Here is a 26,244-nt window from a genome sequence, read left to right on the forward strand (position 1 = left end):
CATACTCAGGTATGTGAGTGTCGCCGCAACGCAGCATCAGCAAAAATTTGGTAGGCCTGAGTGGACTTGAACCACCGACCTCACCCTTATCAGGGGTGCGCTCTAACCACCTGAGCTACAAGCCTGTAGAGGTTTTTTACTGCTGTTTTTCATCAGACAATCTGTGTGAGCACTGCAAAGGCAGGTTCTTTAAGGTAAGGAGGTGATCCAACCGCAGGTTCCCCTACGGTTACCTTGTTACGACTTCACCCCAGTCATGAATCACAAAGTGGTAAGCGCCCTCCCGAAGGTTAAGCTACCTACTTCTTTTGCAACCCACTCCCATGGTGTGACGGGCGGTGTGTACAAGGCCCGGGAACGTATTCACCGTGGCATTCTGATCCACGATTACTAGCGATTCCGACTTCATGGAGTCGAGTTGCAGACTCCAATCCGGACTACGACGCACTTTATGAGGTCCGCTTGCTCTCGCGAGGTCGCTTCTCTTTGTATGCGCCATTGTAGCACGTGTGTAGCCCTACTCGTAAGGGCCATGATGACTTGACGTCATCCCCACCTTCCTCCAGTTTATCACTGGCAGTCTCCTTTGAGTTCCCGGCCTAACCGCTGGCAACAAAGGATAAGGGTTGCGCTCGTTGCGGGACTTAACCCAACATTTCACAACACGAGCTGACGACAGCCATGCAGCACCTGTCTCAGAGTTCCCGAAGGCACCAATCCATCTCTGGAAAGTTCTCTGGATGTCAAGAGTAGGTAAGGTTCTTCGCGTTGCATCGAATTAAACCACATGCTCCACCGCTTGTGCGGGCCCCCGTCAATTCATTTGAGTTTTAACCTTGCGGCCGTACTCCCCAGGCGGTCGACTTAACGCGTTAGCTCCGGAAGCCACGCCTCAAGGGCACAACCTCCAAGTCGACATCGTTTACGGCGTGGACTACCAGGGTATCTAATCCTGTTTGCTCCCCACGCTTTCGCACCTGAGCGTCAGTCTTTGTCCAGGGGGCCGCCTTCGCCACCGGTATTCCTCCAGATCTCTACGCATTTCACCGCTACACCTGGAATTCTACCCCCCTCTACAAGACTCTAGCCTGCCAGTTTCGAATGCAGTTCCCAGGTTGAGCCCGGGGATTTCACATCCGACTTGACAGACCGCCTGCGTGCGCTTTACGCCCAGTAATTCCGATTAACGCTTGCACCCTCCGTATTACCGCGGCTGCTGGCACGGAGTTAGCCGGTGCTTCTTCTGCGGGTAACGTCAATCGACAAGGTTATTAACCTTATCGCCTTCCTCCCCGCTGAAAGTACTTTACAACCCGAAGGCCTTCTTCATACACGCGGCATGGCTGCATCAGGCTTGCGCCCATTGTGCAATATTCCCCACTGCTGCCTCCCGTAGGAGTCTGGACCGTGTCTCAGTTCCAGTGTGGCTGGTCATCCTCTCAGACCAGCTAGGGATCGTCGCCTAGGTGAGCCGTTACCCCACCTACTAGCTAATCCCATCTGGGCACATCCGATGGCAAGAGGCCCGAAGGTCCCCCTCTTTGGTCTTGCGACGTTATGCGGTATTAGCTACCGTTTCCAGTAGTTATCCCCCTCCATCAGGCAGTTTCCCAGACATTACTCACCCGTCCGCCACTCGTCAGCAAAGCAGCAAGCTGCTTCCTGTTACCGTTCGACTTGCATGTGTTAGGCCTGCCGCCAGCGTTCAATCTGAGCCATGATCAAACTCTTCAATTTAAAAGTTTGATGCTCAATGAATTAAACTTCGTAATGAATTACGTGTTCACTCGTTGAGACTTGGTATTCATTTTTCGTCCGAGGACGTTAAGAATCCATGTCACTTTGAGTGCCCACACAGATTGTCTGATAAATTGTTAAAGAGCAGTTGCAACGCGGCTTTCAGCACATCGTTGCGAGGTCCCGTATATTACGTTTTCCTCATTCAGAGTCAAGCAATTATTTTCACTTTTTTCTGTTGGCGTTCATCTCTGAACCCCGCTGCCCCGGCGGCTTGCAAGCCGTTGTTCCGTGTCAGTGGAGGCGCATTATAGGGAGTTCTCAGACGTTGACAACCCCTCTTTGAAAAAAAACGTTCAACCGTCTCTTTTTTGCTCAAAACCGTGCTACAGCGCCAGTTTTTCGAGCGTTTCAAAGCCATAACGACGTAAAACGGGCAAAAGTTGTTCAGTTTCTTTTGTTATCGCCATACAAAAAGCGATGTTCGCATCAGCGGATTTCGCATCCGGCGCCTCGTGTTCCAGCAACCAGGCCGTCCGACGCGCAATCGCAGCACCGGAATCCACCAGCCGGGTCCCTTCAGGCAGAACCTTTAACAGCTCTTCCTGTAATAGCGGGAAATGGGTACAGCCGAGAACAACCGTATCCGGTGGTTCCTGCATCCGCAGCCATGGACGCAGAATACGACGCAGCTCTTCAAGCGAGACCGTCTCGCCGTGCAGCTTCGCTTCCGCCATTTCCACCAGCTCCGCGGAACCGAGCATGGCGATCTGGCATTCATTGGCAAAGCGCTCAATAAGCTCGCGCGTATAAGGACGTTTTACCGTACCACGCGTCGCCAGCAAACCCACGATGCCGTTCGCCGTCAGACGCGCAGCAGGTTTAATTGCCGGCACAACGCCCACAACCGGGAACGGGAATTTTTCGCGCAGGGCAGGAAGAGAGACCGTGCTTGCCGTATTACAGGCAATGACCGCCAGCGCCAGAGGATAACGCTTTTGTACCGCGGTGACGATTTCAACCACACGCTCAACAATAAAGTCTTCACTCTTTTCCCCATACGGGAACGCGACGTTATCGAAGGCGTAGATGTAATGGAGATCCGGCAGGAGCTGCCGAATCTCATCATAGACCGAAAGCCCACCGACGCCGGAATCAAACACCAGCACGGTGGGACGCGGATCAGAAGGTGTAGCTGCCAGACAAGGTGTATTCCCGTCCTGCAGTTTGGTAGCCATAAACTGTCTCGTAATCTTTATCGAACAGGTTGGCTATTTTACCACGAACTGTGAGATGAGAGGTGACGGGATATGAAACCGCGACGTCCCACAGGCTGACGCCGCCCATTTTCACGCGTTCTGTTGCATAGGTATTCGGATCAACGGCAACGTCATAGCGAGTGCCCAGATAACGGTACGCCAGATTCCAGTCGAGATCCCACACCTGCCAGTCAAGCTGATACTTAACCTGTTGCTTTGAGCGACGAGCCAGGACTTCGTTAGTTTTCGCATTACGCGGGTCGACGTAGTCGTAAGAAATCTGATGCCCTAACGGGCCAGTGTCGAACTGGGCCGTCGCCTCGATTCCTTTAATACGGGCTTCATCGACGTTGTAATAACGGTAAGTCCGTGGGTCGCTATTAATGAGGTTATCGATATCATTACGATAGCCCGTCACACGCCAGTTTACCGGCCCCGTCAGGCCTTCAAAACCACCTTCCCACTGCTTACTCTCTTCTGGCTTCAGGTCCGGATTGCCGTAATCCTTACTGTGGATCTGGCTCATGGTTGGCGCTTTATACGCTGTGCCGTAAGAACCGATGATGCGATACCCGTCGATGAACTCCCATGCGGCGCTGGTCTGCCAGGTGGCATGATTGCCAAAGTTAGAGTTATCGTCATTACGCGCCGCCGCTTCCAGCGTCACGCTGTTGAACTGCTGCATCGCCGAAAGGAACACGCCGGTATTACGTTGTTCGTAACCTTTTTCCAGATAGCCCGTACCCGCCTGGGTTTTCTGCTTCTGCCAGTCCAGACCCGCGCCGATATTGCCGTGCCCCACTTCAACCGTATTCAGCCACTGGGTGGTGTACTGCTTCACGTCATCCATGGTTGCGGAGTCAGCGTAGCGGCCTTTTTTCGGATCATAGTTCTGATCTTTGCTACGGCCATACCCTGCCACCAGCTGTGACTGGAAAATACCCTGGTTATAGCGCAACCCGGTGTCCCAGTTCTGGCTGTAAACCTGACGCGTGTCCGGCCGCCCATCAATGCCGGTCGCGCCATAGTGATCGTAACCGTCATACGCGGAGCGGTTATCGTAGCCAAAGCCACGGACGAATCCGCTGACGCTGTCGGTAAACTGCTGCTCCACCGAGCCAAACAGCGATTTACTCATAAAACCATCGCGGTCTGGCTGGCGCGGGGCATCTTTTGCGGCAATATCAAAACCACGGGTATAGGTATAATCACCGGCCATGGTGATTTTGGTTTTATCGAACACCTGCTGGAAGGCACCGTTATAGTTTTGATACCCCTTTGAACCGACACCCGCAGAAATTTCCGCACCCGGCTTGTCGCGCCCGGTAATGATGTTAATCACACCGCCAATCGCGTCGGAGCCATACAGCGCCGAACGTGGGCCGCGAATGTACTCAATACGCTGAATCAGCGACGTCGGAATTTGGCTTAAATCGGGAACGTTGCTGATCCCGGCATTATTCAGAGGGATACCATCAATCAGTACCAGAACATGGCGGGATTCCGTACCGCGAATAAACGTTGAAGAGGTCGACCCCATCCCGCCGCTTTGTGCGATGTCCACACCCGGCAGGCGTGACATGATTTCCACAACACTCGTTGCCTGCCAGCGTTCAATATCCTCACGCGTCACGACGGAGGTCGGAGCCAGAACGGTTTTTGCTGGTTGTTCGAAACGGTTTGCTGTCACCACCAACGAGTCGGCACTTTCCTGCGCCCAGCCCGAAAATGCCGTGACGGAAAACACCGTCAACAGCGATACTTTTTTAATCATTGTTAAAGCATCCACAATATAAGAAGGATGCCGCAGGCCTCACCGATAGCACGCGATGATGAAACCAAATGCGACGTGATCCCGGCAGGTCTTCGGGCTGGGTGGCGTTATACGGATGAAGACTTCCCATTTTCACAGTGTCTACAACTCTCATCCCGCCAGTCTTTACCGCTGCGCGTCAGCTCCAGATTTGCACTGGATTCCCTTTTCACTCTAAGGAGACCGGAAACAGAATGCTACAATTAGACACGTATAGATGTCCAGATAGCTATTAGCCATTAAATCTGGACATCCACTGCACAATCCCTACAATCCCCGCGTAATTCTTTATCACTCAGGACGCATCATGACCCCCGAACACCTCCCGACAGAACAGTACGACGCACAGCTGGCAGAAAAAGTTGTCCGCCTGCAAAGTATGATGACGCCTTTCAACGCGCCCGTTCCCGAGGTGTTTCGTTCTCCGGTCAGCCACTACCGTATGCGCGCTGAGTTCCGCATCTGGCACGATGGCGATGACCTGTACCACATCATTTTCGATCAGCAGACGAAATCCCGTATTCGCGTAGACAGTTTTCCGGCGGCGAGTGAGCTTATCAACCAGCTGATGACGCTGATGATCGACGGTGTGCGCAACAATCCGGTACTGCGCAACAAGCTGTTCCAGATTGACTACCTGACCACCCAAAGCAATCAGGCCATTGTTTCTCTGCTCTATCACAAAGCACTGACTGACGAGTGGCGCGAGCAGGCAGAAGCCCTGCGCGATGCGCTGCGCGCGCAGAATATCAACGTGCATCTGATTGGCCGCGCGACCAAAACCAAAATCATGCTGGACCAGGATTACATCGACGAGCGTCTGCCGGTGGCAGGAAAAGAGATGGTTTACCGTCAGGTGGAGAACAGCTTCACCCAGCCGAATGCCGCCATGAACGTGCAGATGCTGGAGTGGGCGTTGAAGGCGACGGAAGGGTCTAAGGGCGATCTGCTGGAACTCTACTGCGGTAACGGCAACTTCTCGCTGGCGCTGGCGCGTAACTTCGAACGCGTGCTGGCGACGGAAATCGCCAAACCGTCGGTGGCAGCCGCGCAGTACAACATCGCCGCTAACCATATTGATAACGTACAAATTATTCGTATGGCGGCAGAAGAGTTTACCCAGGCGATGAACGGCGTACGCGAGTTTAACCGCCTGCAAGGGATTGATTTGAAGAGCTACCAGTGTGAGACAATTTTTGTCGATCCGCCGCGCAGTGGCCTGGACAGCGAAACCGAGAAGATGGTGCAGGCGTACCCGCGTATTTTGTACATCTCCTGTAACCCGGAGACGCTGTGCAAGAATCTGGAAACATTAAGCCAGACGCACAAGGTTGAACGTCTGGCGCTGTTCGATCAGTTCCCGTATACGCACCATATGGAGTGCGGCGTACTGCTTACTGCACGATAATCTTTAGGCCGGATAAGCGTAGCGCCATCCGGCATTTTTTGGCAGGTGGCGCTTCGCTTACCTGCCCTACAACGACTACAAAACCCTTCTCTACTCCGGCAACTCGCTCTTGCGGCTACGCATGCGAGAGCCAATCCAGAACACCAGCGCCACAGACAGTACCGCAGGCAGGAAGTTAGAGCCAATATCCGGATACTCCGCGCGCACCACCGTGCTATAAAGCAATACACCCAGAATAAAACAGGCTGCGGCCAGTCCCGGTAACCCAACTGGCATCGTGCGGTTCAGATAACGTTGATGCAGGCAGTACACCGTCAGCACCAGCGCGATAATCGGGAAAATCGAGAACGGTACAATTGAGCTGAAAACCGCCGCAAACGTACCATTAATGGATAAGCCAGCGATCAATGCCAGCAACAGCGTTCCTTTATCCTGACCTGACTGTTTCATTACTCACCTTCACTCATCGTTTTGATGTGCCAACTTCTCTTGTTCACGGCGATACCAGTAGTACGCGCCTTTAGAAATCATCCGCAGCTGCAATACCAGTCGCTCTTCGAGTTGCTTACGTTGTTCAATGCTGACATCCAGCGCTTCAGCACCCGCGCTGAACACAATCGTCACCATCGCCTCAGCCTGTGCTTCAGTAAACGCACGCGGCATATGGTTTTCGAGTTCAAGATAGTCGGCAAGTTCCGCGATGAAATGCTGAATTTCACGCGCGACGGCGGCACGAAACGCGGCTGACGTTCCGGAACGCTCACGCAACAGCAGGCGAAACGCGTTAGGGTTATTGCCGATAAATTCCATAAATGTCGACACGGAAGTGCGGATCACGCTGCCGCCCTTGGCGATACGCTGACGCGCCTGACGCATAAGCTGGCGCAGCATCAAACCGCTCTCGTCGACCATGGTCAGGCCCAGTTCATCCACATCACGGAAATGACGATAGAAGGACGTTGGCGCAATCCCGGCCTCGCGCGCCACTTCACGCAGGCTCAAACTGGCAAAACTCCGCTCAGCACTCAGTTGACTGAATGCGGCTTCCACCAGCGAACGCCGGGTTTTCTCTTTTTGTTGTGCTCTTACGCCCATCACGATAGTTGAATCCTTCCAAAGGCCCGTTGGCACTATACCAGAGAATAAAATTAATCTGTTTACCTGACTTTGTGAATGATTGTTTACGCGCGGTTTGTGCTCCACTGCCCGAAAAAAGCACAACGATAATTGGGTTACCCTGGCAATGATGTTATGATTCTGTTGCTTTTATGTATAAGAACAGGTAAGCCTTGCCATGCCACATTCCTACGATTACGACGCAATAGTTATTGGTTCCGGCCCCGGCGGCGAAGGTGCTGCTATGGGTCTGGTAAAACAGGGAGCCAGAGTAGCGGTTATTGAGCGCTACCATAATGTCGGCGGCGGTTGCACCCACTGGGGCACCATCCCTTCGAAAGCCCTCCGCCACGCCGTTAGCCGCATTATCGAATTTAACCAGAACCCTCTTTACAGCGACCACTCCCGACTTCTTCGCTCCTCCTTTGCCGATATCCTGAATCACGCAGACACGGTCATTAACCAGCAGACGCGCATGCGTCAGGGTTTCTATGAGCGCAACCACTGTGAAATTCTGCAAGGGAACGCGCATTTTGTGGATGAACACACCCTGGCGCTGGAGTGCCACGACGGTTCGGTTGAGACGCTCACCGCTGAAAAATTTGTGATCGCCTGCGGCTCCCGTCCTTACCATCCGGCAGACGTGGATTTCTCGCACCCGCGCATTTACGACAGCGACTCCATCCTCAGCCTGCACCACGAGCCACGCCATGTGATCATTTATGGTGCGGGGGTGATTGGCTGTGAATATGCGTCGATCTTCCGCGGAATGGAGGTCAAAGTTGATTTGATCAACACCCGCGACCGGCTGCTGGCGTTCCTCGATCAGGAGATGTCAGATTCCCTCTCCTACCACTTCTGGAACAGTGGCGTGGTGATTCGCCACAACGAAGAGTACGAGAAAATCGAAGGCTGCGATGACGGTGTGATCATGCACCTGAAATCCGGTAAGAAGCTGAAAGCCGACTGCCTGCTGTATGCCAACGGCCGTACCGGCAACACGGATTCATTGCAGCTGGAGAATATCGGGCTTGAAACCGACAGCCGCGGTCAGCTCAAGGTCAACAGCATGTACCAGACTGCGCTGCCGCACGTTTACGCGGTGGGCGACGTGATTGGTTACCCAAGCCTGGCCTCCGCCGCTTACGATCAGGGCCGCATCGCCGCACAGGCGCTGGTGAAAGGTGAAGCGACGGCGCATCTGATTGAAGATATCCCGACGGGGATCTACACCATTCCGGAAATCAGTTCTGTCGGCAAAACCGAGCAGCAGCTTACGGCCATGAAGGTGCCTTACGAGGTGGGTCGTGCCCAGTTTAAACATCTGGCGCGGGCGCAAATCGTGGGAATGAGCGTGGGTACACTGAAGATCCTGTTCCATCGCGAGACGAAAGAGATCCTCGGTATTCACTGCTTCGGTGAACGCGCGGCGGAAATCATTCATATCGGCCAGGCGATCATGGAGCAAAAAGGTGGTGGCAACACCATTGAGTACTTCGTTAACACCACCTTTAACTACCCGACCATGGCGGAAGCTTATCGGGTCGCTGCGCTGAACGGCTTAAACCGCCTGTTTTAACGCGCTGTCAAAATGGCCATCCATCGCACCGCGGATGGCCTCTGCCAGCTGCTCATAGCGGCTGCGCAGCGGTGACCCCGGACGATAAACCAGACCAATGGTGCGACGCGGCTCCGGCTTAATACACGGCAGATAGACCACGCCATCACGTTTACGCTCGTGCGGCACCGCCAGTGCCGGCAACAGCGTAATACCGCTTCCCGCCGCCACCATATTACGCAGCGTTTCCAGGCTGGTTGCGCGAAAATGGGTATCTTCATCGGCACCCGCTTCGAAGCAGAAGCCCATCGCCTGATCGCGCAGACAGTGGCCGTCTTCCAGCATCAGCAGTTTTTCACCGGCCAGATCGGCCATCGGTACGCGATCGCGGTTCGCCCACGGGTGATCTTCATAGATCGCCAGCATCATCGGCTCATCGAACAGCGGTACTTCAATAAACGCTTCACTCTCTTTAACGAGCGCCAGAATCGCACAGTCGAGCTTACCGCTGTCTAACTGCGCCAGCAGCTGATGGGTTTGCGCTTCATGCAGGTACATTTCGAGTTTCGGGAACGTCTGGTGCAGCATCGGAATGATTTGCGGCAACAGGTACGGGCCAACGGTTGGGATCAGGCCAATATGCAGCGGGCCGGACATCGCTTCCCCCTGCTGGCTTGCCATTTCCTTGAGCACTTTGACCTCGCGCAGTACGGTGCGCGCCTGATCCACCAGCAGCAGACCTGCCTGCGTGAACAGTACTTTACGACTGGTGCGCTCCAGCAGCATCACGCCCAGCTCATCTTCCAGCTTGCGGATCTGACCGCTCAGCGTTGGCTGGCTGACATGGCAGGAGTCTGCCGCGCGGCGAAAATGGCGATGCTCAGCTAACGCTACCAGGTATTCAAGATCACGAATATTCATTATTCATCCTCCGTCGCCACGATAGTTCATGGCGATAGATAGCATAGCAACGAACGATTATCCCTATCAAGCATTCTGTTGAATAATACATCACATAGACGAGGCGGCACGTGTTTGACCCTTGACGTCCCCGCACCGTCAGCGAGTTTCTCTCAAAACTCGAAAAACTAAAGCCAACGTGAACTTTTGCGGACCCCGTGGTCCGCTTTTTTTTGCGTAAAAAAAAGCCCAGCACTAAGCCAGGCTCCGTTTTTCTCCCTCTCCCAGTGGGAGAGGGCCGGGGTGAGGGCACCAGCCCGCACGGTTTAAACCAACCGGTTTTTCGCATCCGCAATCGCCTGCGCTACCTGCTTCGGTGACACGCCGCCTTTCGCTGCACGCTTATCCAGGCAGGATTGCAGGGCCAGAATCGGGTAGACATCATCCCCGATAACCGCGCTGAATTTTTGCAGGTCGGCAAGCGCCAGCTCTTCAAGGGCTTTACCCTGACGAATCGCTTCCACTACCGCTTCACCCACAATATGGTGCGCCTCGCGGAACGGTACGCCTTTCGCCACCAGGTAGTCCGCCAGCTCGGTAGAGTTAGCATACCCCTGCTGCGCCGCTTCCTGGCAGCGCGGACGTTTCACCTGAATGCCGTCCAGCACCAGCGCGCCCATATGCAGACAGTCCAGCCAGGTGTCGAGCGCGTCGAACAGCCCCTCTTTGTCTTCCTGCATGTCTTTGTTGTACGCCAGCGGCAGCCCTTTCAGGGTCATCATCATACCGGTCAGCGCACCCTGCACGCGGCCACATTTCCCGCGGATCAGCTCCAGCGCGTCCGGGTTTTTCTTCTGCGGCATCAGGGAGGAGCCGGACGTCACACGGTCGGACAGCTCCACAAACCCGGCTTCGCCAGAGTTAAAGAAGATCAGGTCTTCGGCAAAGCGCGACAGGTGCACCATCCCGATAGACGCATTTGAGAGCAGTTCCAGCACGTGGTCACGGTCAGAGACGCTGTCCAGACTATTGCGGGTGGCGGAGGCAAAGCCCAGCCAGCCTGCCAGCTGCTCACGGTCAATTTCATAAGCCGTGCCGGCAAGCGCGCCGCTGCCCAGCGGGCTCACGTCCAGACGCTTTAAGGTATCCTGTAAACGGCTCTCATCACGCGCCAGCATCTCAACATAGGCCAGACACCAGTGCGCGAACGTCACCGGCTGCGCGCGTTGCAGGTGGGTATAACCCGGCATCACCGCGTCCTGATTGTTCTGCGCGGTGTCCACCAGCGCGCCCTGCAACTGACGATTCGCCGCCAGCAGTTCGCCGACGGTCTCTTTGCACCACAGCTTCAGGTCGGTCGCCACCTGGTCATTACGGCTACGCCCGGTATGGAGCTTTTTACCCAACTGGCCGACTTTGTCGATCAGTTTGCCTTCCACCCAGCTGTGAATATCTTCAGCATCGCTCTGGAGGATTTGCTGCGGATCCAGACGCACCTCTTCCAGCAGATTGTTCAGCGCCTCTTCCAGCTGCTGCTGTTCGTCTGCGGTCAGCACGCCAACGGTCACCAGCGCTTTGGACCAGGCCACAGAGCCGACAATATCCTGTTCGGCCAGGCGGTAGTCGAAGCGCAAAGAGTCGTTGAACTGTTTGAACCGCTGATCCGCTGCCTGTGTAAAACGCCCACCCCAAAGTGCCATAACGAATTTCCTTAATGATGATATTTTTGCCCGGTGGCGCTGCGCTTACCGGGCCTACAAAATTCACGTAGGCCGGATAAGCGAAGCGCCATCCGGCACAGAATCTTAAGCCAGAATACGCGTACCAATCGGCGTACCGTTAAACAGCGCCGGGAGTTGCTCCGCGTGCCGCCAGGAGGCGATATCCACCGGGCGACCCAACGTGCGGGCCGCATCCAGCGCCGCATTCACTTTAACAATCATGCCGTCGGTGATAATGCCTTGATCGATCAGCTGCTCGGCTTTTGCGGCGGTCATTTCCGCAATACGCTGGCCTTTGCCGTCCAGTATGCCGCTCACGTCGGAGAGCAGGATCAGGTCTGCGCCCAGCGTGGCCGCCAGCGCGGTTGCCGCCTGGTCAGCGTTAACGTTCATCAGCTCGCCCTCTTCGGTCACGCCGATTGAGCTCACCACCGGCAGAAAACCGCCTTCCAGCAGGGTGTTAATCAGCTTAGGCGAACCTGGCTGCGCCAGTCCAACATGGCCGAGCTCTTCGTCAAGCTGGGTCACTTTTACGCTGTCACCGTCGCCCAGACAGAGGCCAACGGAAGCGATATGGTGTTTCTTCGCCCATGCCAGCAGCGTTTTGTTCGCCGTGCCCGCCAGCGCGCCGGTAATGATGTCAATCTGGTCAGCAGGGGTGACGCGCAGGCCATTTTTCTTTTTCACCGGCAGGTTGAGCCCTTTCATCAGCTCATCCACCACACAGCCGCCGCCGTGCACAATCACCAGCGGACGTTGGTGTGATTCACGATAGTTCACCAGTGCGTTAAACAGGCGCTCCAGCGCTTCTTCGCTGTCCAGCAGTACACCACCGAGTTTGATAATTAATGGGTTCATCATCACACCTTAAATAAGAGCCTGCGTTTCAGGGAAGCCGAAACGAATATTTGCACACTGCATTGCCTGTGCGGCAGCGCCTTTGAGTAGGTTATCTTCTGCTGCCACCACGATGAGATGCTCACCCTGCACGGCAAAGCCGATATCGCAGAACGGCAGGCCGACCACATTTTTCAGCGCCGGCACGCCTTTGTCGTACAGGCGCACCAGCGGTTTGTCCGCATACGCCTGCGTGAAGACCTCGTTCACCTGTTCTTTGTTCACACCCGGCTTCAGGCGGCAGGTAATGGTTTCGAGGATCCCGCGCGGGAAGCTGCCCAGATGCGGGGTGAAAATGACGTCCGCGCCCAGATGCGTCGTGATTTCAGGATGATGACGGTGGTTAAACACGCCATACGGCTGAAGGCTCACTTCGCAGAAGCTGTTGGAAATCGCCGCCTTGCGTCCTGCACCGCTCACGCCGCTGGTGGCGTTGATCACCGGCCACTGGTTCAGATCCAGCAGGCCCGCGTCGATCAGCGGCTTCAGGGAAAGCTGCGCCGCCGTCGGGTAGCATCCCGGAACGGCAATCAGGTTCGCTTCTTTCAGTTTATCTGCGCTCCACTCCGCCAGGCCGTACACCGCTTTTTCAAGCAGATCCGGATGCTGGTGGGTGAAACCGTAATATTTTTCGTAGAACGCGCCGTCGTTAACGCGGAACGCGCCGGAGAGATCGAACACCACGCATCCGGCTGCCAGGAACTGCGGCGCCAGGTCGTGACTGACCTCGTGTGCGGTGGCTAAAAACACCACGTCAACGCCGTCGGTAAACTCGCTGATGTCAGACATGGGCTGCAAAGGCAAATCAACCACGCCCTTAAGTTGTGGATGCAAATCGGAAATTAACTTTCCGGCATCATTGCTTTGCGCTGACACGGTCAAAGCGGTTATGGTCATATGAGGGTGGCGATTTACGTAGCTTACAAGCTCTGCGCCCGCATAACCGCTAGCGCCTACAATCAGCGTATTCAACATCGGGTTCCTTTATGCTCAACGTTAATGTATTTTTATTCACATTTATTGCATGAATATTGATACTATCACGACCTAAGGTGTGTCAACAATGAAAATGAACTTACCGCCATTTATCGAGATTTACCGCGCCCTGATCGCCACACCCTCCATCAGCGCGACGGAAGAAGCCCTGGATCAGAGCAATGAGTCTTTAATCAATCTGCTGGCGGGTTGGTTTAGCGATCTTGGGTTTAACGTTGAGGTTCAGCCCGTCCCCGGAACACGCCACAAATTTAACCTGCTCGCCAGTACCGGACATGGCGCGGGCGGCCTGCTGCTGGCTGGGCACACTGACACCGTGCCGTTTGATGATGGCCGCTGGACGCGCGATCCGTTCACGCTGACCGAGCATGACAACAAGCTTTATGGTCTGGGCACCGCCGACATGAAAGGCTTCTTCGCCTTTATCCTCGACGCGCTGCGTGACGTGGACGTGACGAAGCTGAAAAAACCACTCTACATTCTGGCGACCGCCGATGAAGAGACCAGCATGGCGGGCGCACGTTATTTCTCTGAAAACACATCGATTCGTCCTGACTGCGCGATCATCGGCGAACCAACCTCTCTGCAACCGATTCGGGCGCACAAAGGCCATATTTCTACCGCGGTGCGCGTACTGGGCCAGTCTGGCCACTCCAGCGATCCGGCGCGCGGCGTGAACGCCATTGAGCTGATGCATGACGCGATTGGCCGCATCATGACCCTGCGCGACGATCTGAAAGAGCGCTATCACTACGAGGCGTTCACCGTGCCTTACCCAACGCTTAACCTCGGCAGCCTGCACGGCGGTGATGCGTCCAACCGTATCTGCGCCTGCTGCGAACTGCATATGGATATCCGTCCTCTGCCGGGTATGACGCTGAGCGATCTGGATGGCTTACTGAACGAAGCGCTGGCAGCGGTCAGCGAGCGCTGGCCGGGCCGTCTGACGGTCTCCGAACTGCATCCGCCGATTCCAGGCTACGAATGCCCGCCTGACCATCAGCTGGTTCAGGTAGTGGAAAAACTGCTCGGCGAGAAAACCGACGTGGTGAACTACTGCACCGAAGCGCCGTTTATTCAGACGCTGTGCCCGACGCTGGTTCTGGGCCCTGGCTCCATCAACCAGGCACACCAGCCGGACGAATATCTCGAAACCCGCTTCATCAAGCCCACCCGCGAACTCATTACCCAGGTTGTGCATCACTTCTGCTGGCATTAAAACCGCACCGAAAAGTCCCCTCTCCCTGTGGGAGAGGGTTAGGGTGAGGGCAACAAATCGCATGATCACCGTCACATTTCCATAAGCATCTCTTATCTGACGCAATGCGAATTAAATTTCGTAAATTGCCCGCATTTATTCGTCTGCTGAACCGTTTTCGCAGCAATTGACGACGGGGGTTTTACGTGGCTTTATAAAGGGAGATGACAAAATAATGTCCAGAAGATTTTCGCCTGGGCATAAACAAAAATGATGGGGTGACTGGGTTTTTATGAACGAACAATATTCCGCGTTGCGTAGTAATGTCAGTATGCTCGGCAAAGTGCTTGGAGATACCATCAAAGACGCACTGGGGGAGAACATCCTCGACCGCGTTGAAACCATCCGCAAGCTGTCCAAATCTTCCCGCGCCGGTAATGAGGCCAACCGTCAGGAGCTGCTTACCACCTTGCAGAACCTCTCCAACGATGAGCTGCTGCCCGTTGCCCGCGCCTTCAGCCAGTTCCTGAACCTGGCAAACACCGCTGAGCAATACCACAGCATTTCGCCAAAAGGCGAAGCAGCCAGCAACCCGGAAGTCATTGCCCGCACCCTTCGTAAACTCAAAGACCAGCCCGACCTCAACGAAGCGACCATCAAAAAAGCGGTGGAATCCCTTTCGCTGGAGCTGGTGCTGACCGCACACCCAACCGAAATCACCCGTCGTACTCTGATCCACAAAATGGTGGAAGTGAACAACTGTCTGAAGCAGTTGGATAACAAAGACATCGCCGACTACGAACGTAACCAGCTTATGCGCCGCCTGCGCCAGCTGATTGCCCAGTCCTGGCACACCGATGAAATTCGTAAGCATCGCCCAAGCCCGGTCGACGAAGCCAAGTGGGGCTTTGCGGTGGTGGAAAACAGCCTGTGGGAAGGGGTACCCAACTACCTGCGCGAGCTGAACGAACAGCTGGAAGAAAATCTGGGCTATCGCCTGCCGGTCGACTTTGTGCCGGTTCGCTTCACCTCCTGGATGGGCGGCGACCGCGACGGCAACCCGAACGTGACGGCGGAAATCACCCGTCACGTCCTGCTGCTGAGCCGCTGGAAAGCGACCGACCTGTTCCTGAAAGATATCCAGGTACTGATCTCCGAGCTGTCGATGGTGGAAGCGACGCCGGAACTGCGCGCGCTGGCCGGTGAAGAAGGCGCCAGCGAGCCGTACCGCTTCCTGATGAAAAAGCTGCGCGGTCAGCTGATGGCCACTCAGGCCTGGCTGGAAGCGCGCCTGAAAGGCCAGCGCCTGCCGAAGCCGGAAGGTCTGCTGAGCCAGAACGAACAGCTCTGGGAGCCTCTATACGCCTGCTATAAATCGCTCCAGGCTTGTGGGATGGGCATCATTGCCAACGGCGAACTGCTCGACACCCTGCGCCGCGTGAAGTGTTTCGGCGTGCCGCTGGTGCGTATCGACGTTCGTCAGGAAAGTACCCGTCATACCGAAGCGCTGGGCGAGCTGACCCGCTACCTCGGCATCGGCGACTATGAAAGCTGGTCAGAAGCCGACAAACAGGCGTTCCTGATCCGCGAGCTGAACTCCAAGCGCCCGCTGCTGCCGCGCAACTGGGAGCCAAGCAATGACACCCGCGAAGTGCTCAACACCTGTAAAGCGATTGTAGATGCGCCGAAAGGATCGGTGGCCGCCTACGTGATCTCCATGGCGAAGACCCCGTCCGACGTGCTGGGCGTTCACCTTCTACTGAAAGAAGCGGGCATTGACTATGCTCTGCCGGTAGCACCGCTGTTTGAGACTCTCGACGACCTGAACAACGCTAACGACGTGATGACCCAGCTGCTGAACATCGACTGGTATCGCGGCTTTATTCAGGGCAAACAGATGGTGATGATCGGCTATTCCGACTCCGCGAAAGATGCGGGGGTGATGGCAGCCTCCTGGGCGCAGTATCAGGCGCAGGATGCACTGATCAAAACCTGTGAGAAAGCCGGTATCGAGCTGACCCTGTTCCACGGACGCGGTGGCTCAATTGGTCGTGGCGGTGCGCCTGCACACGCGGCGCTGCTCTCTCAACCACCAGGAAGCCTGAAAGGCGGCCTGCGCGTGACCGAGCAGGGCGAGATGATCCGCTTCAAGTACGGCCTGCCGGAAGTGACCATCAGCAGCCTGTCGCTTTATACCAGCGCGATCCTCGAAGCCAACCTGCTGCCGCCGCCGGAGCCAAAAGAATCCTGGTGCCGGATTATGGACGAACTGTCTGACATCTCCTGCGATCTGTACCGCGGCTACGTGCGTGAAAACAAAGATTTTGTCCCTTACTTCCGCTCGGCCACGCCTGAACAGGAGCTGGGTAAACTGCCGCTGGGCTCGCGTCCTGCAAAGCGTCGCCCGACCGGTGGCGTTGAATCCCTGCGCGCCATTCCATGGATCTTCGCCTGGACGCAAAACCGCTTAATGCTGCCAGCCTGGCTGGGTGCCGGTGCGGCGCTGCAAAAAGTGGTGGAAGACGGTAAGCAGAGCGAACTGGAAACCATGTGCCGCGACTGGCCATTCTTCTCTACCCGTCTGGGAATGCTGGAGATGGTCTTCTCGAAGGCCGACCTGTGGCTGGCGGAATACTACGATCAGCGCCTGGTGAAGCCGGAGCTGTGGGCGCTGGGCAAAGAGCTGCGCGAACTGCTGGAAGGCGACATCAAAGTGGTGCTGGACATCGCTAACGACTCCCACCTGATGGAAGACCTGCCGTGGATCGCCGAGTCTATCCAGCTGCGTAACATCTACACCGACCCGCTGAACGTTTTACAGGCTGAACTGCTGCACCGTTCGCGTCTGGCGGAAGAGGAAGGTAAAGAGCCGGATCCACGCGTTGAACAGGCGCTGATGGTGACGATTGCGGGCGTTGCGGCGGGCATGCGTAACACTGGGTAATGCTTTATGCCGGGCAGGCGTTTTTAGCGCCGCCCGGCACGTTTCGGTAGTCTTCTCATGTATTCCGATATCACCCGAATTTTGACTGACCTGGTGAACCGAACGTTACCGCTGGGCCAGATTCATTTCTCAGCGCTGGCTGAACAGCATCCCCGAACATCTCCCTGCCTCGTCATTACCCTTGCTCCCCCCTGTGAGGCGATATTTTCATCCTTTGGACACATCACGCTTCCACCGCCTAACGCCCTGAGCATACATTTCGGTAAGCAGCAGCTGACTCTCGATTTACAGCGTGACAACGCGCTTTTGCAGCAGCTGCAGGTTCCCCGGCGTGGCCCGAGAACGGGTGCTTTTCTTCTGCAAGCGCTCACCGAATTACAGATGCAGCCAGACGAGCAAGACACAGCCATGCTGGTGGTATTAAGCTTGCTCAGCCACTGCCGGGATCTGCTTGGGAGTGACATCCACACCGCTAACCGCAGCCGGGCGCTATTCGAAGCCGTTCGTAGCTATATCGAAGAAAATTACGCCTCTTCGTTAACGCGCGAATCCGTGGCACAGGCGTTCTACATCTCGCCGAACTATCTTTCCCATCTCTTTCAGAAGATCGGCCACGTGGGGTTCAACGAGTATCTGACACAAACGCGGCTGGAACATGCACGCCAGTTGCTGAAAGGCTACGATCTCAAAATTAAAGATATTGCCGCACGCTGCGGATTTCCTGACAGCAACTACTTTTGTCGCCTCTTTCGCAAGCACACCGAGCGTTCCCCTTCCGAATATCGTCGCCAGTATCACAGCCAGCTTATCGCCCAAAAATAGCATTGTGATCGCTATCGCACTTCGCTAAGGACATTACATTTGTCCAGTATTTGGCAAAATTGACCTGTATCCGCCGCACTCAGCCGGGCCTTACCCTTTATTCAACCTTTCTGACTTAAGGAAAAATAATGGAACTGTATCTGGATACCGCCAACGTGGCGGAAGTTGAACGCCTTGCACGCATCTTCCCCATCGCGGGCGTCACCACCAACCCAAGCATCATTGCCGCCAGCCGTGAATCCATCTGGGACGTGCTGCCGCGCCTGCAAAAAGCCATTGGGCCGGAAGGCATGCTGTTTGCTCAAACCATGAGCCGCGATGCCGAAGAAATGGTGGCGGAAGCAAAACGGCTGAACAATGCCCTGCCGGACATCGTGGTAAAAATTCCCGTCACTGCACAGGGGCTCATCGCGATTAAGGCGCTGAAGAAAGAGGGAATTACCACGCTGGGCACCGCCGTTTACAGCGCCGCTCAGGGTTTACTGGCCGCGCTGGCAGGCGCGAAATACGTTGCGCCGTACGTCAACCGCGTCGACGCACAGGGCGGCGACGGTATTGGCATGGTACAGGAGCTGCAGTCCCTGCTGGAACTGCATGCGCCGGAAAGCATGGTGCTGGCTGCCAGCTTTAAAACGCCGCGCCAGGCGCTGGATTGCCTGTTGGCAGGATGTGAGGCAATCACGCTTCCCTTAGACGTAGCGCAACAAATGCTCGACACACCAGCGGTAGAGTCAGCCATAGAGAAGTTCGAGCAGGACTGGAAAAACGCGTTTGGTAACCTCAACCTCTAAGGGAGAACTGTTATGGACCGTATTATTCAATCGCCGGGGAAATACATCCAGGGTGCAGATGTTCTTACTCGCCTCGGCGACTACCTGAAGCCGCTGGCGAATCGCTGGCTGGTGGTGGGCGATAAATTTGTGCTGGGTTTTGCTGAAGAAACCCTGCGTCAGAGTTTTAAAAAAGCCGGACTCCATGCCGAAATCGCACCGTTTGGTGGCGAATGTTCGCAAAATGAAATCGATCGCCTGAAAAAGCTGGCCGACAGCGCCGACTGCCTGGCGGTGCTGGGTATCGGCGGCGGAAAAACGCTGGATACCGCCAAAGCGCTGGCGCACTTTATGGACGTGCCGGTGGCTATTGCCCCGACCATTGCCTCCACCGATGCGCCGTGCAGCGCCCTCTCCGTGATTTATACCGACAGCGGTGAGTTCGATCGCTACCTGATGCTGCCGCACAACCCGAACATGGTGATTGTCGATACCAAAGTGGTGGCAGGCGCACCTGCGCGCCTGCTGGCCGCCGGGATTGGCGATGCACTGGCAACCTGGTTTGAAGCGCGCGCCTGTTCGCGCAGCGGCGCCACGACCATGGCGGGTGGCAAGTGCACGCAGGCAGCGTTAGCGCTGGCAGAGCTGTGCTACAACACGCTGGTTGAAGAGGGCGAGAAAGCGATGCTGGCGGCAGAGCAGCATGTCGTCACACCGGCGCTGGAACGCATTATCGAAGCCAACACCTATCTCAGCGGGGTGGGCTTTGAAAGCGGCGGGCTGGCGGCGGCGCACGCCATTCACAACGGCATGACGGCGGTGCCGGATGCGCATCATTTTTACCATGGTGAAAAGGTCGCGTTCGGCACACTGACACAGCTGGTACTGGAGAACGCGCCGGTTGAAGAAATTGAGACCGTCGCCGCGCTTTGCCACAGCGTTGGGCTGCCGATCACCCTGGCGCAGCTGAACATCAAAGAGGATATTCCGGCCAAAATGCGGCTGATCGCGGAAGCGTCCTGCGCCGAAGGTGAAACCATTCACAACATGCCTGGCGGCGTCACGCCGGATCAGGTCTATGCGGCGCTGCTGGTGGCCGACCAGTATGGACAGCGATTCTTGCAGGAGTGGGAGTAACGAAAAAAGCCGGGTGGCGCTGCGCTTACCCGGCCTACATGGCACTTTAATTTGTAGGCCGGGTAAGGCGTAGCCGCCACCCGGCACATGGGTTACTTCACGTCAAACCGGTCCAAATCCATCACTCGCGCCCACGCGGCAACAAAATCACGGACGAACTTCTCGTGTGCATCACTGCTGGCGTAAACTTCGGCCAGCGCACGCAGGACGGCGTTTGAACCGAAGACCAGATCGGCGCGGGTGGCGGTGTATTTCACTTCCCCGCTGGCGCGATCGCTACCGGCAAACAGCTCGTTTGAGTCATCGGTCGCTTTCCACTGGGTGTTCATATCCAGCAGATTAACGAAGAAGTCGTTGCTCAGCACGCCCTCGCGGTTGGTAAACACGCCATTCTTGCTGCCATCGAAGTTTGCACCCAGTACGCGCAGACCGCCGATTAGCACCGTCAGTTCCGGCGCGGTCAGGGTCAGCTGCTGGGCTTTGTCGATCAGCAGCGACTCGGTGGTGGACACATCCACCTGCGCACGGTAGTTGCGGAAACCGTCGGCAACCGGTTCGAGCAGGTTAAACATCTCGATGTCCGTCTGGTCCTGACGCGCATCTACGCGGCCTGGGGTAAACGGTACGTTGACGTAAACGCCTGCCGCTTTCGCCGCCTGCTCAACGCCCACAACACCTGCCAGCACGATGATATCGGCCAGTGAGGCTTTATTAGTGGTGCGCTGAATAGCTTCCAGAGCCGGTAACGCCCGTACCGCCGCGGCGTTCACATCCCAGTCGCGCTGAGGCGCCAGCGCCAGACGCGCGCCGTTAGCGCCGCCACGCTTGTCGCCGCCGCGGAAGGTCGATGCCGACGCCCAGGCCACGGAAACCAGCTCGCTCACGGAGAGACCAGAGGCCGCGATTTCCGCTTTCAGGCTTTCAATATCTTCCTGCGTCGGATGGAACACCGGCTGAGGCAGCGGATCCTGCCAAATCAAATCTTCTTTCGGCACTTCCGGGCCAATGTACCGCGCTTTTGGCCCCATATCGCGATGGGTCAGCTTGAACCACGCGCGCGCAAAGGCTTCGTTGAAGGCCTGCGGATCGTTCAGGAAGCGACGGGAAATTTTCTCGAATTCCGGATCAAAACGCAGCGTCAGGTCGGTGACCAGCATGGTTGGCTTGCGTTTTTTCGACGGGTCAAACGGGTCAGGCATAATTTCTGGCGCATCCACGGCTTCAAACTGAATGGCGCCCGCCGGGCTACGCGTCTGCACCCATTCGTATTTGAACAGGTTCTCGAAGAAGTAGTTGCTCCACTGGGTCGGGGTTTGAGACCAGATAACTTCCAGCCCGGAGGTGATGGCGTCAGCGCCAATACCGGTGCCGTGCGTGCTGGCCCAGCCCAGACCCTGCGCTTCAATCGGCGACGCTTCCGGGTCAGTGCCCACATGCGTGGCTTCGCCTGCGCCGTGCGTTTTACCGAGCGTATGGCCGCCTGCAATCAGCGCGACGGTCTCTTCGTCGTTCATGCCCATATTGCCAAAGGTAGCGCGGATCGCCGCCGCCGCAGACAGCGGTTCACCGCTGGCGTTTGGCCCTTCGGGGTTAACGTAAATCAGGCCCATTTCAGTGGCCGCAAGCGGGCGCTTCGCCAGCGCTTCCGGGTCACGGTGGGTCAGCCAGGCTTTTTCATCGCCCCAGTTCACGTCCAGATCCGGTTCCCAGACGTCTTCACGCCCGGCACCGAAACCAAAAGTGCGGAAGCCGGAGTTCTCCAGCGCCACGTTACCCGCGAGGATAAACAGGTCGGCCCAGGAGATTTTTTGTCCGTATTTTTGCTTAACTGGCCACAGCAGACGGCGAGCCTTATCCAGGCTGACGTTATCAGGCCAGGAGTTCAGCGGCGCAAAACGTTGCTGGCCGCGCCCCGCGCCGCCGCGACCGTCAACGGAGCGATAGGTACCCGCACCGTGCCAGGCCATACGAATAAACAGGCCCGCATAGCTTCCCCAGTCGGCAGGCCACCACGGTTGTGAGTCGGTTAAAAGGGCTTTGAGATCGCCCTTAAGGGCGGAATAGTCGAGCTTGCTGAATTCTTTGCGGTAGTCGAAGTCTTCACCCAGCGGGTTCGAACGGTTGGAATGTTGGTTTAGAAGATCGATGCGGAGTTGTTTAGGCCACCAATCTTTGCTGCCGGTACCTGCACCCGCGCTGTGATCGACGCCGCCCTGGTGGAACGGACATTTGCCGGCGGATGCCGCGTTATTGGTCTCGTCTGACATGCTCATCGCTATGCTCCCTTTACAGTGTTACCGTTACGATATACACCACTAGCGATAAGAGATAGTTGAATTAATCCACAGATTCGATAGCTAATACCTTTTAACTCTCTGTTCGATTAAAAAACCCTCGTTTTATGAGGGCTTTTTACTTTACAGCGCCGGGCGAACACCGAGCGTATGGCAAATGGCATAGCTCATTTCCGCGCGATTCAGGGTATAGAAATGGAAATCTTTCACCCCTTCGCGGCTTAAAATCTTCACCATGTCCATCGCGATATTGGCTCCCACCAGCTTGCGGGTTTCCGGGTCGTCGTCCAGCCCTTCATACATTTTGGACATCCACAGCGGAATGCGCACGTTGGTCATATCCGCGAATTTCTTCGCCTGTTTGAAGTTCGAGACCGGCAGAATACCAGGGATGATTTCGACATCAATACCTGCCGAGACGCAGCGGTCACGAAAGCGCAGGTAGCTTTCAACGTCAAAGAAGAACTGAGTAATCGCACGGTTAGCACCAGCCTCCACTTTACGCTTCAGGTTGAGCAGATCCGCCTGGGCACTTTTGGCTTCCGGGTGAACTTCAGGGTAGGCGGCCACGGAGATATCAAAGTCGGCAACGTCTTTCAGCAGGCCGACCAGATCGGCGGCAAACATCTCTGGCTTACCGCTGCCTGGCGGGAGGTCGCCGCGCAGGGCCACAATGTGGCGAATGCCGTTATTCCAGTAGTCCTGGGCAATGGCGCGCAGTTCATCACGGGTGGCGTCGATACAGGTCAGGTGCGGCGCCGCTTCCAGACCGGTTCGGTCTTTAATGCCCTTAATGATGCTGTGCGTGCGGTCACGCTCACCGGAGTTGGCGCCGTAGGTCACGGAGACGAACTTCGGCTTGAGGCTGCTCAGGCGATCGATAGAGCTCCACAGGGTTTGCTCCATTTCACTGGTGCGCGGCGGGAAAAATTCAAAAGAGACGTTAATCTGGCCGTTTACTTCGGCCAGGCTCTGGTTCAGTGCTTCCCGCTGGTTGGCGTGAAAAAAGCTCATACCCTACCCCTATCAATCGCGTGTCATTGTCTGTTGTGTTGTGAACTTCTATACGTTTAGACGTCCAGATGTAAAAATGACGGAAAAGCGGGATGACGTCAACAGAAATAATCAACATTAACGGTGAGGTTTGTTCAGGGAAGATGAAGGGCATTCATGATGGGGGTGAGTGCGGTCTGATACCCTCACCCCGACCCTCTCCCACAGGGAGAGGGAAATGCAGACGTTACAGCAGCTTAGCCAGACGATTAATGTCGGACTGAATGGCTCCGGCGGTGACATCGCGCCCCGCGCCCGGGCCACGGATCACCAGCGGGTTATCGCGGTACCAGCGGCTTTCGATGGCGAAGACGTTGTCGCATGGCAGGAGCGCCGCCAGCGGATGTTCAGGACGCACCGCCTCCACGCCCACGCGCGCTTTACCGTTCGCCTCGAAGCGCGCCACGTAACGCAGCACCAGCCCCATCTCGTTAGCTGCTTCCAGACGTTGCACCATCTGCTCGTTCAGCTCGTCGCCGTTCTCGAAGAAGTGATCGACGGACCCTTCCTCGCAGCCCGCAGGCACCAGCGACTCAACGCGTACCTGACCCGGCTCAATGTCGTAGCCGGCTTCACGCGCCAGGATCACCAGCTTGCGCATCACGTCTTTACCGGCAAGGTCAACGCGCGGATCCGGCTCGGTTAAACCCTGCTGCCACGCCTGATCCACCAGGTCGGTGAACGGCACGGTGCCGTCAAATTGCAGGAACAGCCAGGAGAGCGTGCCGGAGAAGATCCCGCTCAGCGCCAGAATGCTGTCGCCGCTTTCAATCAGATCGCGCACGGTATGGTTAACCGGCAGACCTGCGCCAACGGTGGCGTTATACAGCCAGTGACGACCCGTTTTTTCGAACGCGTCGTGGATCTGGCGATATTTATCAGTGCTGCTCGCGCCCGCCAGCTTGTTGGCGCTGATGACGTGGAACCCGTGGCTGGCGAAATCCAGATACTGATCGGCCAGCTGCTCGCTGGCGGTCACATCCAGCACTACCAGATCGTCATACGGGTGCGCACGCATCCACAGGAACAGCGACTCTTCATCTTGCTCGACGGCTTCATCATTAAAGAAGGCCAGCGCGCGGCTGGCATCCAGCCCTTCGTAGTTCAGCAGGCTGCGGCGGCTGTCCACCACGCCTGCGAGAATGAATTCGAACCCGGTACGCGCCGAGAGCGTGACCTGTTCGCGGGCGAACAGCTCCAGCCAGCGGGAACCGATGTTGCCTTTACCAAACAGCACCAGGCCGATGCGTTTTTCCGCACGGAACAGGGAGGTATGCAGGCCCTGAATCAGGCTTTCGGTTGGCCCTTTACGCAGAACGGCAACCAGGCTGATGCCCTCTTCTGATTGCCAGGTGAACTCCACCGGCTGGCCTTTCAGCTGCTGCCAGAAGCGGTGGCAGTGCAGCGGGTTACGGGTGACGCCCGCGCCTACCATCGCCACCAGCGCCAGCCCCTGACGCAGGCGAAGCTCGCCCGGCAGGCCCGCTTCATCCAGAATTTTCAGGGCGCTGTCCACCACTTCGGCGGTATAGCAGAACTGCAACAGCTGGCGATCGTTATGCACGCCAACGGCCAGCGGACGCACCTGAGCACGTTTCAGGATGGTGTCGATATCTTTGTGCGCCAGTTTGAAATCCTGGCCCGCAGGCACCTGGAACTCAATCAGGCAGATGTCATCGTGGCTGGTGACAATGCGCGCGCCCGTACCGGATGCCAGCACGCGCTCGATGCGGGTGGAACCCTGATCCGGCGTGTAGCTACAGCGTAGTTGCAGGTCGATGTCGCTGCCGGAAACCGGCTGTAGCGTGCGCGCGTGCAGCACCGGGGCCGCCAGACGCGCCAGCTCGCTCGCTTCGTCGAGACGCAGCAGCGGCAGCAGGCAGGCATCTTTCACTTTGCGCGGGTCCGCGCTGTACACACCGGCCACGTCGCTCCAGATGGTGACGCGGGACACGCCCGCCAGGGCACCAATCTGTGTTGCCGAGTAGTCAGAGCCGTTACGGCCCAGCAGAACGGTTTCGCCGGCATTGCTGCGGCTGATAAAGCCGGTGACGACAATACGTTTACCGGGATGTTGCACCAGCAGCTGTTGCAGCAGCGGGTAGGACAACCCTTCGTCCACCTGCGGCTGCGCGGCACGTTCGGCACGCAGGAAATCACGCGCGTCGAGCCAGGCGGCTTCCACACCCAGGTGTTGCAGCACGGCGGCCATCAGGCGCGCAGACCACACTTCACCGTGGCCAACCACTTCGGCATACACCGCATCGGTAATGCCGCTGTCCAGCAGAGCGGCCAGACGCTCAAGGTCGTGCGTAAAAGCGCTAATCAGCCCGTCCGCCACGTCCGCAGGCAGCAAACCGGCAATCAGTTCGCTCTGGTAACGACGTAAGGACTGTTGCACCTGATGCGCAGAGAGGCGATCGGTCTGGCTCAGTTTCAGCCAGCTAATCAACTGGTTGGTGGTGCTGCCTGCCGCAGAGACAACCATCATGTCCCCCGGCTGTGAATACTCGGTCATGATCCCTGCGACACGCAGGTAACATTTCACATCAGCAAGACTACTACCACCAAACTTGTGCAGCTGACGACCCTTCGCCCCTGCCTGCGCTATCACACTCATG

18 protein-coding genes, 1 tRNA gene, 1 rRNA gene and 1 riboswitch are annotated in these 26,244 nt (G+C 56.5%); of the genes, 7 read left to right on the plus strand and 13 right to left on the minus strand.

Going from position 1 to position 26,244, the window contains the following annotated elements:
- Nucleotides 1-48 precede the first annotated feature (48 nt).
- The 4 genes from L384_RS16045 to btuB form a co-directional block, all read right to left on the minus strand.
- A tRNA-Ile gene (locus L384_RS16045) sits at nt 49-125 on the minus strand.
- Between the two features lie 70 nt (nt 126-195).
- A 16S ribosomal RNA gene (locus L384_RS16040) occupies nt 196-1,737 on the minus strand.
- Nucleotides 1,738-2,123: 386 nt separating this feature from the next.
- Nucleotides 2,124-2,975, minus strand: coding sequence for a glutamate racemase (murI, locus tag L384_RS16035; protein WP_003862067.1), 852 nt, complete (start codon nt 2,973-2,975; stop codon nt 2,124-2,126).
- Complete coding sequence (gene btuB / locus L384_RS16030) at nt 2,920-4,770, minus strand: TonB-dependent vitamin B12 receptor BtuB (protein WP_023323882.1); 1,851 nt, start codon at nt 4,768-4,770, stop codon at nt 2,920-2,922. Before btuB ends, murI begins: the two co-directional genes overlap by 56 nt.
- Before the next feature lie 65 nt (nt 4,771-4,835).
- A riboswitch (cobalamin riboswitch) is annotated at nt 4,836-5,012 on the minus strand.
- 104 nt (nt 5,013-5,116) lie between these two features.
- Here btuB and trmA point away from each other — a divergent pair.
- Nucleotides 5,117-6,217, plus strand: a complete 1,101-nt coding sequence (gene trmA, locus L384_RS16025; RefSeq protein ID WP_003862063.1) for a tRNA (uridine(54)-C5)-methyltransferase TrmA — start codon at nt 5,117-5,119, stop codon at nt 6,215-6,217.
- A gap of 90 nt (nt 6,218-6,307) precedes the next feature.
- Here the strand turns inward: trmA and L384_RS16020 are convergent, their stop codons facing one another.
- Entirely contained in the window at nt 6,308-6,667 is a 360-nt protein-coding gene (locus L384_RS16020; RefSeq protein WP_003862061.1) for a YijD family membrane protein, read from the minus strand.
- A 9-nt stretch (nt 6,668-6,676) separates the two neighbouring features.
- Nucleotides 6,677-7,315: an HTH-type transcriptional repressor FabR gene (gene fabR / locus L384_RS16015; protein WP_003862059.1), complete on the minus strand. Its 639-nt coding sequence runs from the start codon at nt 7,313-7,315 to the stop codon at nt 6,677-6,679.
- A gap of 196 nt (nt 7,316-7,511) precedes the next feature.
- Between fabR and sthA the strand changes: the two genes are divergently transcribed.
- Entirely contained in the window at nt 7,512-8,912 is a 1,401-nt protein-coding gene (gene sthA / locus L384_RS16010) for a Si-specific NAD(P)(+) transhydrogenase (RefSeq protein ID WP_003862057.1), read from the plus strand.
- Here sthA and oxyR read toward each other — a convergent pair.
- The 4 genes from oxyR to argC form a co-directional block, all read right to left on the minus strand.
- A complete protein-coding gene (gene oxyR, locus L384_RS16005) occupies nt 8,895-9,812 on the minus strand; it encodes a DNA-binding transcriptional regulator OxyR (protein ID WP_003862055.1) in 918 nt (305 codons plus the stop codon). The genes sthA and oxyR overlap by 18 nt on opposite strands.
- A 305-nt stretch (nt 9,813-10,117) precedes the next feature.
- Nucleotides 10,118-11,491, minus strand: coding sequence for an argininosuccinate lyase (gene argH, locus L384_RS16000; protein ID WP_003862053.1), 1,374 nt, complete (start codon nt 11,489-11,491; stop codon nt 10,118-10,120).
- Nucleotides 11,492-11,596: 105 nt separating this feature from the next.
- Entirely contained in the window at nt 11,597-12,373 is a 777-nt protein-coding gene (argB, locus tag L384_RS15995; protein WP_086527949.1) for an acetylglutamate kinase, read from the minus strand.
- A 6-nt stretch (nt 12,374-12,379) separates the two neighbouring features.
- On the minus strand, nt 12,380-13,384 hold the full coding sequence (gene argC / locus L384_RS15990; RefSeq protein WP_023323883.1) for an N-acetyl-gamma-glutamyl-phosphate reductase: 1,005 nt from the start codon (nt 13,382-13,384) through the stop codon (nt 12,380-12,382).
- A gap of 88 nt (nt 13,385-13,472) precedes the next feature.
- Between argC and argE the strand changes: the two genes are divergently transcribed.
- From argE to L384_RS15965, 5 genes are all read left to right on the plus strand, one after another.
- Nucleotides 13,473-14,624 (plus strand): acetylornithine deacetylase, encoded by a 1,152-nt coding sequence (gene argE, locus L384_RS15985; RefSeq protein WP_023323884.1) that lies wholly within the window; start codon nt 13,473-13,475, stop codon nt 14,622-14,624.
- A 271-nt stretch (nt 14,625-14,895) separates the two neighbouring features.
- Nucleotides 14,896-17,547 carry a phosphoenolpyruvate carboxylase gene (gene ppc / locus L384_RS15980; RefSeq protein WP_017383108.1) on the plus strand — a complete coding sequence of 884 codons (2,652 nt, stop codon included), beginning with the start codon at nt 14,896-14,898 and terminating at the stop codon, nt 17,545-17,547.
- A gap of 57 nt (nt 17,548-17,604) precedes the next feature.
- Entirely contained in the window at nt 17,605-18,369 is a 765-nt protein-coding gene (locus L384_RS15975) for a helix-turn-helix transcriptional regulator (protein WP_023323885.1), read from the plus strand.
- A gap of 128 nt (nt 18,370-18,497) precedes the next feature.
- Nucleotides 18,498-19,160 (plus strand): fructose-6-phosphate aldolase, encoded by a 663-nt coding sequence (gene fsa, locus L384_RS15970; RefSeq protein ID WP_023315033.1) that lies wholly within the window; start codon nt 18,498-18,500, stop codon nt 19,158-19,160.
- Nucleotides 19,161-19,172: 12 nt separating this feature from the next.
- Nucleotides 19,173-20,276 carry a bifunctional L-1,2-propanediol dehydrogenase/glycerol dehydrogenase gene (locus L384_RS15965; RefSeq protein WP_023315034.1) on the plus strand — a complete coding sequence of 368 codons (1,104 nt, stop codon included), beginning with the start codon at nt 19,173-19,175 and terminating at the stop codon, nt 20,274-20,276.
- Between the two features lie 92 nt (nt 20,277-20,368).
- Here L384_RS15965 and katG read toward each other — a convergent pair whose 3' ends face one another.
- The 3 genes from katG to L384_RS15950 form a co-directional block, all read right to left on the minus strand.
- Nucleotides 20,369-22,549, minus strand: a complete 2,181-nt coding sequence (gene katG / locus L384_RS15960) for a catalase/peroxidase HPI (RefSeq protein ID WP_003862046.1) — start codon at nt 22,547-22,549, stop codon at nt 20,369-20,371.
- 144 nt (nt 22,550-22,693) lie between these two features.
- Nucleotides 22,694-23,584, minus strand: a complete 891-nt coding sequence (metF, locus tag L384_RS15955; protein ID WP_003862045.1) for a methylenetetrahydrofolate reductase — start codon at nt 23,582-23,584, stop codon at nt 22,694-22,696.
- A 226-nt stretch (nt 23,585-23,810) separates the two neighbouring features.
- Entirely contained in the window at nt 23,811-26,243 is a 2,433-nt protein-coding gene (locus tag L384_RS15950; protein ID WP_003862044.1) for a bifunctional aspartate kinase/homoserine dehydrogenase II, read from the minus strand.
- Between the last annotated feature and the right edge of the window lies 1 nt (nt 26,244).

This window comes from Enterobacter sp. MGH 38, from assembly GCF_000492855.1.
Lineage (GTDB): Bacteria > Pseudomonadota > Gammaproteobacteria > Enterobacterales > Enterobacteriaceae > Enterobacter > Enterobacter hormaechei_C.

Coding starts and splice junctions, on each gene's coding strand:
- ppc (WP_017383108.1), top strand. CDS start 14,896: ATGAACGAACAATATTCCGCGTTGCGTAGTAATGTCAGTATGCTCGGC.
- L384_RS16020 (WP_003862061.1), bottom strand. CDS start 6,667: ATGAAACAGTCAGGTCAGGATAAAGGAACGCTGTTGCTGGCATTGATC.
- L384_RS15950 (WP_003862044.1), bottom strand. CDS start 26,243: ATGAGTGTGATAGCGCAGGCAGGGGCGAAGGGTCGTCAGCTGCACAAG.
- fsa (WP_023315033.1), top strand. CDS start 18,498: ATGGAACTGTATCTGGATACCGCCAACGTGGCGGAAGTTGAACGCCTT.
- L384_RS15975 (WP_023323885.1), top strand. CDS start 17,605: ATGTATTCCGATATCACCCGAATTTTGACTGACCTGGTGAACCGAACG.
- sthA (WP_003862057.1), top strand. CDS start 7,512: ATGCCACATTCCTACGATTACGACGCAATAGTTATTGGTTCCGGCCCC.
- katG (WP_003862046.1), bottom strand. CDS start 22,549: ATGAGCATGTCAGACGAGACCAATAACGCGGCATCCGCCGGCAAATGT.
- argH (WP_003862053.1), bottom strand. CDS start 11,491: ATGGCACTTTGGGGTGGGCGTTTTACACAGGCAGCGGATCAGCGGTTC.
- metF (WP_003862045.1), bottom strand. CDS start 23,584: ATGAGCTTTTTTCACGCCAACCAGCGGGAAGCACTGAACCAGAGCCTG.
- argC (WP_023323883.1), bottom strand. CDS start 13,384: ATGTTGAATACGCTGATTGTAGGCGCTAGCGGTTATGCGGGCGCAGAG.
- trmA (WP_003862063.1), top strand. CDS start 5,117: ATGACCCCCGAACACCTCCCGACAGAACAGTACGACGCACAGCTGGCA.
- btuB (WP_023323882.1), bottom strand. CDS start 4,770: ATGATTAAAAAAGTATCGCTGTTGACGGTGTTTTCCGTCACGGCATTT.
- argB (WP_086527949.1), bottom strand. CDS start 12,373: ATGATGAACCCATTAATTATCAAACTCGGTGGTGTACTGCTGGACAGC.
- L384_RS15965 (WP_023315034.1), top strand. CDS start 19,173: ATGGACCGTATTATTCAATCGCCGGGGAAATACATCCAGGGTGCAGAT.
- oxyR (WP_003862055.1), bottom strand. CDS start 9,812: ATGAATATTCGTGATCTTGAATACCTGGTAGCGTTAGCTGAGCATCGC.
- argE (WP_023323884.1), top strand. CDS start 13,473: ATGAAAATGAACTTACCGCCATTTATCGAGATTTACCGCGCCCTGATC.
- murI (WP_003862067.1), bottom strand. CDS start 2,975: ATGGCTACCAAACTGCAGGACGGGAATACACCTTGTCTGGCAGCTACA.